Genomic DNA, 15,050 nt, shown 5'->3' on the forward strand with positions numbered 1-15,050 from the left:
TCCGGCAGGACAGAGGGGGGCGCCGTAGAGCGCAAGGCTCCAAGCACTGCGGAGGCAAACATGCCTGACCGGTCTTTCCTCTCCTGGCCGTTCTTCGAAGACCACCATCGCGCGCTGGCCGACCAACTGGAGGCGTGGTGCGCGAAAAACCTGCCCGTCGATCACCATGACGTCGATGCCGCCTGCCGCGAGCTGGTGGCGAACCTCGGCCGGGACGGCTGGCTGAAGCCGACGGCAATCGACACCGACAATCCGAGACCACTCGACGTGCGCACCCTGTGCATTACGCGCGAGACGCTCGCCCGCCATGACGGGCTCGCCGACTTTGCCTTCGCCATGCAAGGGCTCGGTACCGGCGCGCTCAGCCTGTTCGGCACGCCGCAACAGCAGCGATCGCTTTCGAAGACACGTGCCGGCAAGGCGATTTCCGCCTTCGCCCTGTCGGAGCCGCGCTCGGGATCGGATGTTGCCAACACCGAAATGACGGCGACCCGCGACGGCGACAGTTATGTGCTGTCCGGCGAAAAGACCTGGATCTCCAATGGCGGCATCGCCGATCTCTATGTCGTCTTTGCCCGTACCGGCGAGGCGCCGGGCGCCAAGGGGCTCTCCGCCTTCCTCGTGCCTGGCGACGCCAAGGGACTTGGAATCGCCGAACGGCTGGAAGTGATGGCGCCGCATCCGCTGGCGCGGCTGTCGTTCGATCAAGTCCGCCTTCCCGCCTCGGCGCTGATCGGCAAACCGGGCGACGGGTTCCGCATCGCCATGTCGGTGCTCGACGTGTTCCGCTCGACTGTCGGTGCGGCAGCCCTCGGCTTTGCCCGCCGTGCGCTGGACGAGAGCATCAAAAGGGTCGCCGAGCGCAAACTGTTCGGCGCGCCGATGGCCGAACTGCAAATGGTGCAGGGCCATATCGCCGACATGGCGCTCGACGTCGATGCTGCCGCCCTGCTGGTCTACCGCGCCGCCTGGACCAAGGACATGGGTGCGCCCCGCGTGACGCGCGAGGCGGCGATGGCCAAGCTGTTCGCCACCGACAAGGCGCAAGAGGTGATCGACAAGGCCGTGCAGCTGCATGGCGGCGACGGTGTCCGCAAAGGCCATATCGTCGAAAGCCTGTATCGCGAGATCCGCGCGCTGCGCATCTATGAGGGCGCCTCCGACGTGCAGAAAGTGGTGATTGCGCGACAAGTGATGGGCGCGGCCTGACGGCAGAGATTTGACGGGCATTCGATTTTGAAAATTGGTTTTTGGAATACCGGGAGGTTTTGAATGCACACGATTCTGCAGCCGGAAGGCTGGGCAAAACCTGTCGGCTACGCCAACGGCGTCGCGGCACGCGGGCAGCTCATCTTCGTTGGCGGACAGGTCGGCTGGAACGGCCAATGCCAGTTCGAGACCGACGACTTCGTCGGCCAGGTTCGGCAGACGCTCGAGAACATCGTCGCCGTGCTGGCGGAGGCCGGTGCGGCGCCGCAGCACATCACCTCGATGACCTGGTATTTCACCGACAAGGCCGAATACCTCGCCAATCTCAGGGGCATCGGCGAGGCCTATCGCGAGGTGATCGGCCGGCACTTTCCGGCGATGGCTGCCATGCAGGTGATGGCGCTGGTCGAAGATCGCGCCAAGGTGGAAATCCAGGCGACCGCCGTCATTCCGGAGTAAATTACGACCATTCCGAAATGAACCGCATGCTTTGGCAATTAGCGCTAAACACCCATCGCTTCGTCATCCTGGGGCGGAGCAAGGAGCGAAGCGACGCAGCGCAGACCCCAGGATCCATGCCGCGACTTCAACGCGCTGCTGCGGTGCGGAAATTCTGCTCCGCTGCATTCCTCGGTCAAATGCAGAGGGCAGCGTCCGGCCCATTGCGGACGAAGATGTGGCTCGCGCAAGGCGTTCAACTATTGGCTAGCCGCCTCTGTAGCAGGAAATGAAAGTCGCACAGGAAGAAAAGCCCAACCAGCATGCCAGATGTGGAGCCCACTACATCGCGCCAGCCGAGCTCGGACCAACTCAACAAAGTCTTGGACAGGGCATACAGGGGGATTGCCAAAGACAATCCGACGAAACAGACGGTCGTCGCAAACCAGGATCTTTCGTAGGATAATGCTTTCTGTCCATCGAAGCCACGAATTCGCAGGAACCGAGAAATCAACTGGCTGTAGATAGCGCCGTCTTGCTTTCGTAGGCTCTGGATGAATATGGCGATGGCGCAGAGAAACGCTGCATACATCGCCAAGAGACCTTTGAAAATCCGAAGGTGAGGATCAACGCCACAGGGAGCCATGCAGTAGAGCGCCCCGAGGCCCGTGGCAGCCAGAAATCCGTAGAAACAAAGCCGGATAGGATGCCACCGGTCTAGCGATGCAAGAAACATTTCTCGGCCTCAACCCACTCCCAATCAGCCAAGAGCTTCTTCCGCAGGTATTAACTTCTGCTTTCCAGTCCGTCTACGATATTGTCGCAATGCCTCAAATGAAATGATGACTAAATCTCATTCCGCAGCTCCAGTCTCGCCAGCGCCTGTTCTCGCCGGGCTGTCACGGCGGGACCGTTACCCCCGATAGCCCGCCCGCTTTAAAATCGGCAGCACGTGATCGCAGAAATAGGGCAGCTCCTGCGTGTAATTGACGAAGGACAGCGCGATGCCCTGATAGCCGTGGCCGGCAATGGCGACCATGTCGGCGGCGATCGTTTCAGGGGTACCTATCAGCGGGTAAGTGCCCGCGCCGCCCGCGAAACGCTGCCGGTAGCGGTCATAGGCATGCGGGTCATGCGATTGCGAGAATTCCTTCTTGCCGGCCATGTGGGCGTCGACCGCGTCGTGATCGGCCATATCAACCGCATAGCTGTTATAATAGGCCCACGCCTCTTCCATCGTCGCGCGGCAGACGACATGCGCCACGGTATAGACGCCGACATCGCGGCCTGCCTTGTCCGCCCGTTCGCTAATATCGGCGACATGCTTGCCGGCATCGCTCATCTCGGAAAAGGTCGTGAACAGATAATCGCATCTGGCGGCGGCGAAATCCCGCCCGGGCCCGCCGAAAGCTGCGTTCATGGTCACGGGTCGTGGAAGCTGCAGGCTGGCTGGCCGGCTGACGGCTTCCTTGAGGCGATAGTAGGTGCCCTCATAATCGAGCGGCTCGGCCGAGGCGTAAAGCTTTTCGAGGATCTGGATCCATTCGGCCGCCTGGTCATAACCCTTCTCGACCAGCGGCGTGCCGAACATGCCGAATTCCTTCGGGTTCCAGCCACAGACGATGTTCAAGCCTGCGCGGCCCTGGCTGATGTGGTCGACCGTCGCCAACGCCTTGGCGGCGTAGAGCGGATGCACGAGCGGCACATGCACGGTCATGAACAGCCCGATCTGTTCGGTGGCCATGGCAAGCGCCGCCGCCCAGGTGAAAGTCTCGAACGACCATTCCCGCACCTTGTTGCGACCGCCAAAACCGCGCCAGCGCGCGATCGGCAGCATGAATTCCAGGCCGGCACGGTCGGCGATCTGCGCCGCGGTCAGATTGTCCTGCCAGCTCGCCGTCCAGCGTTCCGGCACGTCGGTTATGGCAAGCCCGCCATCCGCATTGGTCGAAAAGACGCCGAGCTTCAGCCTGTTCGGGCCGTGCAATGGGTGTGGCTTGTGCATGTCGCGACCTCCCGCCGAAGATCGCACGCTACGGCTCCGCAAAAATATTTCAAGCATGAAATAGCTTCGCCTCGCGATGGCGAGGCTGGTGCGTCCGAAGGTTCTTTCAACGACGCGAGCCGAACTGGCGCGACACGAGCACGGCCAGGGGCGTATCGACCGGGCAACAGTCCGGTCAAACTTTTTAAGCTTAAAACTTTCGCCTTGAAAACCGCGGCACTTTGGATAAGCATTCCAAAATCGATGGCTATTGCCGTGCCGGAGGGCTTGCTTGCCAGTCCATCGTGGTGGGAGGGGGTTTCAGTCCTTGTCGTTCATAGTGCCCCAGTCATCGTCCAGCGCGCGCTATGCCTTCGACGGTTTGCGCACCCAGATCCGCGACCTGCACATCGAGAACATCGCCACGGCCTTTCTGCGGATGCGCGTCTGCCGTGAGCGTGACCGGATAGCGACCGCGCTCGACCGCATGGTCGCTGCCATGAATTGACGCCCCGCCTGAAGCGGGGCGGCAAAAAACCGTGCGGGAGCAACCCGCCCGATCAACAACAGAGGGAACACAAATGAGCTTCACTCGTCGCAAATTGCTTCTTCTCGCCGCCGCCATCGGCATCGCCGCCGGCCCTGCCACCGCCTATGCCGCTGACGTACTCAATGTCGGCGCCTATCCGACCAATCCGCCCTTCGAATACAAGAACGAGAGCGGCACTTTCGAAGGCTTCGAAGTCGATATCGTCAATGAAGCCGCCAAGCGCATCGGCACGACCACCGACATCGCCGATCTCGGCTTCCAGGCGCTGTTCGCCGCCACCACGTCGAAGCGCATCGACGTCGCCATCTCCTCGATCACCATTACGGCGGAGCGGCTGAAGTCGCAGTCGTTCACCCAGCCCTATTATGATTCCGACATGGGCATCGCCACCAAGACCGACAGCCCGATCAAGGCCGAAGCCGACCTCAAGGGCAAGATCGTCGGTGTGCTGTCCGGCTCGACCGGAGAGACATGGGTCAAGGCGCATCAGGAAGCCGACGGCTTCAGCGACGTGAAGGGTTACGACACGCAGCAGAACCTGCTGCTCGACCTCAGCGCCGGTCGCGTCGATGCCGCCGTCAGCGACATTCCGGGCATGCAGTATTCCTTCACCAAGATGAAGGATCTGACCGTCAAGGAGCGCATCAAGACCGGCGAGCAGTACGGCCTGATGATGACCAAGGACCATCCGCTGCTCGGCAAGCTGAACGACGCGCTGACCGCGATGAAGAAGGACGGCACCCTGGCCGCGATCCACAAGAAGTGGTTCGGCAGCGACGCGCCCGCCGACTCTTCGACCGTGAAGGAAATGCCGCTGCCGAAGGCCTGAGCGGCAATGCATTGAAATCGTGCCGGCTGTCCAGGCCGGCACGATTCATTTCACGCTCTGGTGCCGGCTCCCGCCGCAGACCGCCTCGCCTTCGGTGAGGTCGATTGATTTTAACGTGAGCATTCTTTGCTCTGGGGTTCGGGAACGCTCCCATGTCGCTGCTCGACACCTTCTTCAACCCCGATGTCATCATGTCCAGCCTGCCGGCGCTGCTGCGCGGCTTCCTGAACACGCTGCTGCTCGGCATCTTGAGCATCGGCATCGGCATCCCTATCGGCCTTTTGATCAGCCTGCTGCGGCTCTATGCGCCGAAGCCGCTGCGGTGGCTTGCGGTCGGCTACACCGACATTTTCCGCGCCCTGCCGGTGCTGGTCGTGCTGATCCTGATCTACTATGCGCTGCCGTTCCTCGGCATTCGCCTATCGTCCTGGGCCTCGGCGGTGACGGCGTTCGCCATCATCATGTCGGCCTATTCGGCCGAGGTGTTCCGCTCCGGCATCGAAAGCATTCCGCATGGCCAGTTCGAGGCGGCGCAGGCGCTTGGCCTGCCGTTCCTGCTGACCCTGCGCAAGGTGGTGCTGCCGCAAGCTATCCGCGTCGTCATCCCGCCAATGACCAGCAACTGCGTCTCGATGTTCAAGGACACCTCGCTCGCCTCCACCGTGGCACTGCCTGAACTGCTCAAGGAAGCGACCAATGCGCAGTCGCTCTATGCCAACCCTTCGCCGCTGATCGGCGCGGCTCTTGTCTATCTCATCTTCCTCTGGCCGATGGTCCGCCTCGTCAGCCTGCTTGAGGACCGCTTCAAGACCGGAAAGACCCGCTGACCTCGCCAGCTGATTCCACCCCGCCCAAGTCCTTCGCAGGAGCTACGCGTGAACAAGCACCAGACCGACAATGCCAACGCCATGACGTTCCCCGTCGACACCATCCGCGCCATGTTTCCAGCCTTGCAGCGGGCCGGCGACTTCGTCTTCATGGACAACGCGGCAGGCGCCCAGATCCCGCAGAGCGTGCTCGACGCTGTGACCAACCATCTGGTTTCGCACAACGTGCAGCGCGGCGGCCGCTATGGCCGCAGCGTGACCGTCGACCAGTCGGTCGCGGACGCACGCGAGAGCGTGGCGCTGCTGATCAATGCCTACAACCCGGCTGAAATCTGCTTCGGCATGAATGCCACCTCGTTCATTCGCCTGGTCAGCCTCGGCATCGGCCAGATGCTCGGGGAGCGTGACGAGATCATCATCACCGACATGGATCACGACGCCAACATCGCCACATGGCTGGCGCTGGAATCGGCCGGTGCGAAATTCAAATGGTGGCGCATGCGCGAGGACGGCAATCTGCATGTCGACGACCTGCGTCCGCTGGTCTGCGACCGCACGCGTCTGGTCGCCTGCACGGTGACCGCGCATTCGATCGGCTCGATCGTCGATGTCGCTTCAGTGGCTGGGATCGCGCACGCCGCCGGCGCCGAAGTCTTCCTCGACTGCGTACATTACGGGCCGCACGGGTTGATCGACGTGCAGGCCTGGGACTGCGACTACCTCGTCTGCTCTGGCTACAAGAATTTCTCGCCGCATATGGGTTTCCTGTGGGGCCGCTTCGAAACGCTGAAGCGACTGCCGACCTTCCGCGAGGATTTCATCCCCGACGAGCCGCCCTACAAGGTCGAGGCCGGCACGTTCATCTACGAGAACGTCTCCGGCATGAATGCCGCCGTACAGTATCTCGAACTGATCGGCCGCAATCTGGCACCCTCCAACAACCGGTCGCGGCGCGACAACATCGTTGCCGGCATGGGCGCCATCCGCGACTATGAACTGGTGCTGGCACGCGAGATGCTCGCAGTGCTCAAGGACTGCGGCGCGACCATCTATGGCGTAGCCGACGAGGCGCGCATCAATGAGCGCGTGCCGACCTTCTGCTTCAATATCGGCAAACTGTCGCCGCAGCGGATCGTCGAGGAAATGGCCGAGATGCAGATCGGCATCCGCGACGGCCACATGTACGCGCCACGGCTAATGAGGCGTCTCAACCTGTCGATGGATAGCGGCGCCATCCGCGCTTCGCTGGTCCACTACAACACGGTTGAGGAAGTCCACCGCTTCGGCGAAGCGCTGCGCGCCATCATCGCCAAATTGTCGTAAGGCGGCGGCTACTCCAGCGTCGTCATCCCTGGGCGAAGCAAGGAGCGAGGTGTCCCGCAGACCTTAGCATGACGAAGAGGCGCTAAGCCGCCTTCTTCTTCGCCAGCCTTGCCTTGATCGAGGCGACGTCGGCGCGCGGGGTCGCGGCGAACAGGGTCCTGGTGTAGCTGTGCTTGGGGTCGGAAAAGACCTCGTCGCGCGAGCCGTATTCGACGGCTTCGCCGAAATACATCACCATCACGTCGTCGGCGATGTAACGCACGACGGACAAATCATGGCTGATGAAGACATAGGTCAGTTGGAACTCGTCCTGCAGGTCGGCGAGCAGGTTCAGCACCTGTGCCTGCACCGACAGATCGAGCGCCGAGACCGGCTCGTCCAGCACCAGCAGGCTTGGGTTCAGCATCAGCGCGCGGGCAATGGCGATGCGCTGGCGCTGGCCGCCCGAGAACATGTGCGGATAGCGGTTGTAGTGCTCGTGACCGAGGCCGACCTTCTTCAGCATCTTCATCGCCAGGTCGCGACGCTCGGCCGCCGGCTTGTCGGTGTTGATCAGCAGCGGCTCGCCCAGCACGTCGCCGATCTTCTGTCGCGGATTGAGCGATCCGTAGGGATTCTGGAAAACGATCTGCACCTTGCGGCGCATGTCCTTTGACAGGCCATGTTTGGCGATATCGACCTTATTGCCGTCGATGAACAGCTCGCCCGCTGTCGCCGGATCGATCAGCGTGATGATGCGGGCTAGTGTTGACTTGCCGCAGCCGCTTTCGCCGACGATGGCCAGCGTCTTGCCCTTGTCCACCGTGAAGGAGACGCCCTTGACGGCATGCACGGTGCGCGGTCCGGTGAACAGGCCGCCGCCGATGTGATAGTCGCGGACGATGTTCTTGCCTTCGAGAACGGTCGTGCTCATAACGCGGCTCCCGCAGCCGAAGGCGCCGGCTCGAACATCATGTCGGACACGGTCGGCAGCCGGTCGCCGACAGCGTTCTCCGGCAAGGCCGACAGCAGGGCCCGCGTATAATTGCTCTTCGGCGACTCGAACAGCGAAAGCACGTCGGCCTCTTCCATTTTGCGGCCCTTGTACTGGACGATGACGCGGTCGGCGGTTTCGGCCACCACGCCCATATTGTGGGTGATCATGATCAGGCCCATGCCGTATTTGGCCTGCAGCGAGACCAGCAGATCGAGGATCTGTTTCTGGATGGTGACGTCGAGCGCCGTGGTTGGCTCATCGGCGATCAGCAGTTTCGGGTTGCAGGCGATGGCGATGGCGATCATGACGCGCTGGCACTGGCCGCCCGACATCTGGTGCGGGAACGAGCTCAGTCGCTCCTCCGGGTCGGCGATGCCGACCAGCTTCATCAGTTCGATGGCACGCGCCCGGCGCTGGGCGCGATCCATGCCCATGTGGAAGCGCAGCACCTCCTCGATCTGGAAGCCGACCGTGAAGCATGGGTTGAGGCTGGCGATCGGCTCCTGGAAGATCATCGAAATGTCCTTGCCGACGATCTTGCGGCGTTCGGACGGACTGAGCTCCAAAAGATCGACGCCGTCGAAGGCCATGCGGTCGGCCTTGACCGTTGCCGTGTTGGGCAACAGGCCCATTACCGCCAGCATCGCCACCGACTTGCCGGAGCCGGACTCACCGACGATCGCCAGCACTTCGCGCGGCTCGATCGCGAGATCGATGCCTTGCACGGCCATGAACGGTCCGGCCGCCGTGTCGAAGGAAACAGTAAGGTTCTTGATCTCGAGCAGAGACATGCTCAGGACCTCTTCAGCTTGGGGTCGAGCGCGTCGCGCAGGCCGTCGCCGATCAGGTTGATGGCGAAGACGGTGATCAGGATGGCGAGGCCCGGGAAAGTCACCACCCACCAGGCGCGCAGGATGAACTCGCGCGCCTCGGCCAGCATGGTGCCCCACTCAGGCGTCGGCGGCTGCGCGCCCATGCCAAGGAAGCCGAGGGCGGCGGCCTCGAGAATGGCGTTGGAGAAGGACAGCGTCGCCTGCACGATCAACGGCGCGATGCAGTTGGGCAGGATGGTGACCAGCATCAGCCTGAGATGGCTGGCGCCGGCGACCTTGGCCGAGATGACGTATTCGCGATTCTTCTCGGCCATCACGGCGGCGCGGGTCAGCCGGGCGAAATGCGGCTGAAGCACAAAGGCGATGGCGATCATGGCGTTGACAAGGCCAGGCCCGAGCACCGCAACCAGCACCAGGGCCAAGAGCAGCGACGGGAAGGCCAGGATGATATCCATGATGCGCATGATCAGCGTGTCTACCCAGCCGCGGCAGTAGCCGGCGAGCAGGCCGAGGATAACGCCCGAGATCAGCGCTGACGTGACGACGACGAAGCCAATGGCGAGCGAAAAGCGCGAGCCGTAGATCAGCCGCGACAGCATATCGCGGCCGACGGCGTCGGTGCCGAGCAGGAACTGCGCGTTACCGCCCTCCTGCCAGGCCGGCGGCGTCAGGAAGAAGTCGCGGAACTGGTCGTCGGGCGAATGCGGCGCCAGCAGCGGCGCGAAGATGGCGATCAGGATCAGCAGCGCAAAGACGAAGAGCCCGATCACCGCGCCCTTGTTGACGGAGAAGTAGTGCCAGAACTCGCCGAGCATCTGCAGCCTGGCGTCTTGCGGCTTGACGACGGTCACGGCTTCAATGGTGGCTGGGCCTTCGTTGCTCATGTCAGTTGGCCCGGATACGTGGGTTGATGACGGCGTAGAGCACGTCGACGATGAGGTTCACCGACATGACGATCAGCGCGATCAAGAGCAAGCCGCCCTGTACGGTGAAATAGTCCCGCTTGGAAATAGCGTCGATCATCCATTTGCCAATGCCGGGCCAAGAGAAGATGCTCTCGGTCAGGATGGCGCCGGTCAAAAGCGTTCCGACCTGCAGGCCGATGGTGGTGACGACCGGGATCAGCGCGTTGCGAAAGGCATGCAAACCGATGACGCGGCGCGGCGCCAGGCCCTTGGCACGCGCGGTGCGCACATAGTCCTCGCCGAGCACTTCAAGCATCGCCGATCGCGTCTGCCTAGCGATGACCGCCAACGGGATGGTGCCGAGCACGACGGTTGGAAGGATGAGGTGCGACAGCGCCGAGCGGAAGGCGCCCTTCTGCCCCGAGATCAGGGAATCGATGGTCATGAAGCCGGTCACCGGCTTGAAGAAATAGAGAAGGTCGATGCGGCCGGAAACCGGCGTCCAGTGCAGCGTGCCGGAAAACACGATGATCAGCAGCAGACCCCACCAGAAGATCGGCATGGAATAGCCTGCCAGCGCCGTGCCCATGGTCAGCTGATCGAACCAAGAGCCGCGGCGGATCGCGGCGAAGATGCCGGCGGCGACGCCCAGGATAACGGCAAAGATCATGGCGAAGATGGCGAGCTCGACCGTTGCCGGGAAGCGCATCAGGAAATCCCTCAGCACCGGCGTCTTGGTCGAAAACGAGGTGCCGAAATCGCCGCTCAGGATGTTGGTCAAATAGGTCAGGTACTGTTGCCATATCGGCAGATCGAAGCCGAACTGGTGCATCAGCGCCGCGTGGCGTTCGGGCGACAGGCCGCGTTCGCCCGCAAGCACCAGCACCGGATCACCGGGCAGGATGCGCACGAAGCCAAAGGCGAGGATGGTTATCCCGATGAAGGTCGGGATGATGAGGGCGAGCTTGCCGAGGATATAACGCAGCATGGCGGGCGAGTGGGGGCGCCACCATGCGGTGACGCCCCCGTTTCGCGAACCTTATTCGGCGATATCGACGCCGTCGAAGCGATGGATGCCGAGCGGATCCATCGCAAAGCCGGTGACGGTCTTCTGCATCGGCATGAACACCTTGGAGTGAGCGAGCGTCGCCCAGGGTGCCTGTTCCTTGAAGATGACCTGCGCCTTCTCGTAGAGCTTGGTGCGCTCGGCCTGATCCGAAACGGTCTTGGCCTTGTTGATGAGCGCATCGAAGTCCTTGTTGCACCATTCCGCGCGGTTGTTCGAACCGACGGAAGCGCAGCTCAGGAGCACGCCGAGGAAGTTGTCCGGATCACCATTGTCGCCGGTCCAGCCGACGATGACGGCGCCGTCGTGATCGACAGCCGAAGCGCGCTTGAGGTATTCACCCCAATCGTAGCTGACGATGTTGACGGTGACGCCGACCTTGGCGAAGTCCGACTGGATCAGTTCAGCGGTGCGGCGCGCGTTCGGCATATAAGGGCGCGACACCGGCATGGCCCAGACGTTCATCTTGAGGTCCTTGACGCCGGCCTTTTTAAGCAGCTTCTTGGACGCTTCCGGATCGTACGGATCGTCCTTCACTTGCTTGTTGTACGACCACATGGTCGGCGGGATCGGATTGATCGCCACCTGGCCGGCACCCTGGAAGACGGCGTCGATGATGGCCTTCTTGTTGATAGCCATGTTGAGCGCCTTGCGGACGCGCACGTCGTCGAACGGCTTCTGCTGGGTGTTGTACATCAGCGCGCCGACATTGAGGCCTTCCTGCTCGTCGACCTTCAGGCTTGGTTCAGCCTGCAGGCCGGCGATGTCGGCCGGTGCCGGGTATGACATGATGTTGCATTCGCCGGCCTTGAGCTTCTGCGCGCGCACCGCCGGATCGGTGGTGATGGCGAAGACCAGATCGTCGATCTTCTGCTTGCCGCCCCAATAGTCCGGGTTGGCCTTGTAGCGGATGGCCGCGTCGGTCTGGTAGTCGACGAAGATGAACGGGCCGGTGCCGATCGGCTTCTGGTTGAACAGTTCCGGCGTCTTGTCGGCCTGCAGCTTGTCGGCATATTCCTTGGAGACGACCGAGGCGAAGTCCATGCCCAGCGTCGGAATGAAGGTGATTGCCGGCTCCTTGAGGGTGAACTTTACCGTCAAGTCGTCAACCTTCTCGACCTTGGTGATGTTGTCGCCGAACTGGTCATTGTAATACTGGTAGGCAATGCCCGGGATGTACTGGAACCACGGGCCGTTCTTGTCGACCTGACGTTGGAAGGAGAACACCACGTCGTCGGCGTTGAAGTCGCGCGTCGGAGTGAAATAGTCGGTGGCGGCAAACTTGACGCCCTTGCGCAGCTTGAAGACGTATTCCTTGCCATCGTCGGAGATCGTCCAGCTTTCAGCCAGGCCCGGCGAGATCGTCGTCTTGCCGTGATCGAATTCGACAAGGCGGTTGAAGACGGTGCGCGAGGATGCGTCGAAGGTTTGGCCGGCGGTATACGGCGCCGGGTCGAAACCCTCCGGTGAAGCTTCCGCGCAATAGACCAGAGTTTTCGCGTTGGCCACGCCGCCCAGGACGCTTGCAGCCAGCAACGCGGCTGCAAAAGTCAGTTTCTTCTTCATTGAGCACTCCCTGATGTTCTTCCAAGCCCCTCTATCAGGCTCGCGAAGCGCGCATATAAGCACCGTTTTTCCGGCTTTGGAACACCCCGTTTGCTTACCCCGCGGGAAGCAGGAAAAAAATCCGCGATTTCGCTTAAACGCAGAAAAAATTAGCAGTTTTTTCCAATCACGAGATTGTTAACGACCGCATTTTTTTATTGATTGCCGATCTGACGATATTGATGCCGCGCGCACTTCCGAGCCGCCGGGTGTGCGGCAGGACAACGGTCGCGGCAGGAAGTATTTCTCGACGGCAAATCTTTCGCCGCCTTGCCGCAGGGGCAAGACTTGCACGGTCGTCAATGGAGGCAATACATAGGTGGTATAGCGGCGGCAGCGGAGGACGTCTCTGTCAATTCAGGGGCGAGCGCGGCGCGATCGAACAAGAATTGTCGAGGGAGGAACGGGTGGCAAAAGCATCGAGGAAGACGGCGCCGGCGAAGACGGAAGCCAAGGCGGCTCCAAAAGTAGCCGGCGGCATGTCCACGCCGAAAGTGCCCGCTGCCAAAGCCGCCGCGCCCAAGCCGAAGGCGCCCGTGCCGGCGAAGGCAAGCCCAAAGCCGGCAACCAAAGCCCCGATCAAGAAAGCCTCGACAAAGACTGTTGTCGGAAAGACGGTGCCCGCGGCAAAGTCGGCAGCTGCCAAGCCGGTGGCGAAGGCTGCGGCGGCCAAGGCCTCGCCGGCAGCGAAGCCTGCCGAGACTGCCGCCAGGCGATTGCCGAATGCACTGACGGCGCTGGCCGCCGGACTGCCGGAAAAGCCGTGGCTTAAGAGCTATCCGAAAAACGTGGCGGCCGAAATCGGCCCTCTGCCCTATAGTTCGATCGGCGATTTCCTGGTTGCCGCCTGCAAGCAATTTTCCGCGCAGCCCGCCTTCACCTGCATGGACAAGTCCATCAGCTACGCCGATGTCGAGCGGCTGTCGGCGGCCTTCGGCGCCTATCTACAATCGAAGGGTCTTCAGAAAGGCGCGCGCGTCGCGCTGATGATGCCGAACGTGCTGCAATATCCGGTGGCGATGATGGCCGTCTTGCGCGCCGGTTATGTCGTGGTGAACATCAACCCGCTCTACACGCCGCGCGAGCTCGAACATCAACTCAAGGACTCCGGTGCGCAAGCCATCGTCATCCTCGAGAACTTCGCCAACACCTTGCAGGCGGTGATCGCCAGGACGGCGGTCAAGCATGTCGTGGTTGCCGCGATGGGCGACATGCTCGGGGGACTGAAGGGTAGCATCGTCAATTTCGTCGTGCGCCGGGTGAAGAAGATGGTGCCGGCCTGGTCATTGCCCGGTCACGTCAAGTTCAATGTGGCCTTGAAGGCCGGCGCCGGCGCGACCTTCAAGCCGGCCAAGGTGACGGCCAATGATGTTGCCTTCCTGCAATATACGGGGGGCACCACGGGTGTCTCGAAGGGAGCCACGCTGCTGCACAGCAACGTGCTCGCCAACGTCGCGCAGAACGCGCAATGGATGGAGGACGCCTATACGATCAAGCCGAAACCGGCGCATCCCAACTTCATCTGCGCGCTGCCGCTCTATCATATCTTCGCGCTGACGGTTAACGCGCTGATGGGCATGCAGCAAGGCGCCCGCAATGTGCTCATTCCCAACCCGCGCGACATTCCCGGCTTCGTCAAGGAGCTCCAGAAATACCCGGTGCACATCTTTCCGGGCCTCAACACGCTGTTCAACGCACTGCTCAACAATGAGGATTTCCGCAAGCTCGACTTCAGGCCGCTGATCCTGACGCTGGGCGGCGGCATGGCGGTGCAGAAGGGCGTCGCCGAACGCTGGAAGGCGCTGACCGGTTGTTCGGTCACCGAAGGCTACGGCCTCTCGGAAACCTCGCCGGTGGCCACGGCCAACAAGTTCACCGCCGGCGACTTCACCGGCACGATCGGCCTGCCGCTGCCTTCTACCGAGATCGCCGTCCGCGACGACGACGGCAACAACCTGCCGCTCGGCGAGGTCGGTGAAATCTGCATCCGGGGACCGCAGGTGATGGCGGGCTACTGGAACCGGCCCGATGAGACCGCCAAGGTGATGACCAAGGACGGCTACTTCAAATCCGGCGACATGGGCTTCATGGACGAGCGCGGCTACACCAAGATCGTCGACCGCAAGAAGGACATGATCCTGGTCTCGGGCTTCAACGTCTATCCGAACGAGCTCGAGGAAGTCGTGGCGATGCATCCGGGAGTGCTCGAAGTGGCGGCGATCGGCGTGCCGGACGAGCATTCGGGCGAGGTGCCGAAACTGTTCGTGGTCAAGAAAGATCCGGCGCTGACCGCAGAGACGCTCACCGCGTATTGCCGCGAGAACCTGACCGGCTACAAACGGCCCAGATACATCGAGTTCAGGACCGAACTGCCGAAGACACCGGTCGGCAAGATCCTGCGCCGAGCGCTGCGGGAATAAACGCGATTTGAAGGATGGCCCTGGCAATCGAGGGTTCGCGGACGATGGCCGACGTCCCGACGCGGCTACGTTCATCAAGGCGAAT

At 62.0% G+C, this 15,050-nt stretch carries 14 protein-coding genes; 7 read left to right on the forward strand and 7 right to left on the reverse strand.

All coding sequences use genetic code 11. The features are described 5' to 3' along the window. Positions 1 to 60: 60 nt before the first annotated feature. Entirely contained in the window at positions 61 to 1,209 is a 1,149-nt protein-coding gene (locus NKJ90_RS21800; RefSeq protein ID WP_023758191.1) for an acyl-CoA dehydrogenase family protein, read from the forward strand. Positions 1,210 to 1,272: 63 nt separating this feature from the next. Beyond that, entirely contained in the window at positions 1,273 to 1,668 is a 396-nt protein-coding gene (locus NKJ90_RS21805; protein WP_023758192.1) for a RidA family protein, read from the forward strand. A 235-nt stretch (positions 1,669 to 1,903) separates the two neighbouring features. Here the strand turns inward: NKJ90_RS21805 and NKJ90_RS21810 are convergent, their stop codons facing one another. Beyond that, on the reverse strand, positions 1,904 to 2,383 hold the full coding sequence (locus NKJ90_RS21810) for a hypothetical protein (RefSeq protein ID WP_023758193.1): 480 nt from the start codon (positions 2,381 to 2,383) through the stop codon (positions 1,904 to 1,906). Positions 2,384 to 2,560: 177 nt separating this feature from the next. Continuing rightward, positions 2,561 to 3,652: an LLM class flavin-dependent oxidoreductase gene (locus tag NKJ90_RS21815; RefSeq protein WP_023758194.1), complete on the reverse strand. Its 1,092-nt coding sequence runs from the start codon at positions 3,650 to 3,652 to the stop codon at positions 2,561 to 2,563. 307 nt (positions 3,653 to 3,959) lie between these two features. Between NKJ90_RS21815 and NKJ90_RS21820 the strand changes: the two genes are divergently transcribed. From NKJ90_RS21820 to NKJ90_RS21835, 4 genes are all read left to right on the forward strand, one after another. Further along, entirely contained in the window at positions 3,960 to 4,139 is a 180-nt protein-coding gene (locus NKJ90_RS21820) for a hypothetical protein (RefSeq protein ID WP_023758195.1), read from the forward strand. Positions 4,140 to 4,212: 73 nt separating this feature from the next. Then, the gene (locus NKJ90_RS21825) at positions 4,213 to 5,010 is read left to right on the forward strand and encodes an ABC transporter substrate-binding protein (protein ID WP_023758196.1); all 798 of its coding nucleotides are present in this window, start codon (positions 4,213 to 4,215) and stop codon (positions 5,008 to 5,010) included. 152 nt (positions 5,011 to 5,162) lie between these two features. Next, the gene (locus NKJ90_RS21830) at positions 5,163 to 5,837 is read left to right on the forward strand and encodes an amino acid ABC transporter permease (RefSeq protein WP_023758197.1); all 675 of its coding nucleotides are present in this window, start codon (positions 5,163 to 5,165) and stop codon (positions 5,835 to 5,837) included. A 48-nt stretch (positions 5,838 to 5,885) separates the two neighbouring features. After that, positions 5,886 to 7,160, forward strand: coding sequence for a cysteine desulfurase-like protein (locus NKJ90_RS21835; RefSeq protein ID WP_023758198.1), 1,275 nt, complete (start codon positions 5,886 to 5,888; stop codon positions 7,158 to 7,160). Positions 7,161 to 7,242: 82 nt separating this feature from the next. Here NKJ90_RS21835 and NKJ90_RS21840 read toward each other — a convergent pair whose 3' ends face one another. The 5 genes from NKJ90_RS21840 to NKJ90_RS21860 all read right to left on the reverse strand — a co-directional run bounded on the left by NKJ90_RS21840 (position 7,243) and on the right by NKJ90_RS21860 (position 12,506). Next, positions 7,243 to 8,073: a dipeptide ABC transporter ATP-binding protein gene (locus NKJ90_RS21840; RefSeq protein ID WP_023758199.1), complete on the reverse strand. Its 831-nt coding sequence runs from the start codon at positions 8,071 to 8,073 to the stop codon at positions 7,243 to 7,245. Continuing rightward, a complete protein-coding gene (locus NKJ90_RS21845) occupies positions 8,070 to 8,927 on the reverse strand; it encodes an ABC transporter ATP-binding protein (protein ID WP_023758200.1) in 858 nt (285 codons plus the stop codon). The genes NKJ90_RS21840 and NKJ90_RS21845 overlap by 4 nt, the downstream gene beginning before the upstream one ends. A 2-nt stretch (positions 8,928 to 8,929) precedes the next feature. Continuing rightward, positions 8,930 to 9,784: an ABC transporter permease subunit gene (locus NKJ90_RS21850; protein ID WP_198032195.1), complete on the reverse strand. Its 855-nt coding sequence runs from the start codon at positions 9,782 to 9,784 to the stop codon at positions 8,930 to 8,932. 70 nt (positions 9,785 to 9,854) lie between these two features. After that, the gene (locus NKJ90_RS21855; protein ID WP_023758202.1) at positions 9,855 to 10,862 is read right to left on the reverse strand and encodes an ABC transporter permease subunit; all 1,008 of its coding nucleotides are present in this window, start codon (positions 10,860 to 10,862) and stop codon (positions 9,855 to 9,857) included. 51 nt (positions 10,863 to 10,913) lie between these two features. Then, positions 10,914 to 12,506 (reverse strand): ABC transporter substrate-binding protein, encoded by a 1,593-nt coding sequence (locus NKJ90_RS21860; protein WP_023758203.1) that lies wholly within the window; start codon positions 12,504 to 12,506, stop codon positions 10,914 to 10,916. A 446-nt stretch (positions 12,507 to 12,952) separates the two neighbouring features. Between NKJ90_RS21860 and NKJ90_RS21865 the strand changes: the two genes are divergently transcribed. Further along, positions 12,953 to 14,965, forward strand: coding sequence for a long-chain fatty acid--CoA ligase (locus tag NKJ90_RS21865; RefSeq protein ID WP_352486764.1), 2,013 nt, complete (start codon positions 12,953 to 12,955; stop codon positions 14,963 to 14,965). Positions 14,966 to 15,050 lie beyond the last annotated feature (85 nt).

The organism is Mesorhizobium sp. M0051, assembly GCF_040323235.1.
GTDB lineage: Bacteria > Pseudomonadota > Alphaproteobacteria > Rhizobiales > Rhizobiaceae > Mesorhizobium.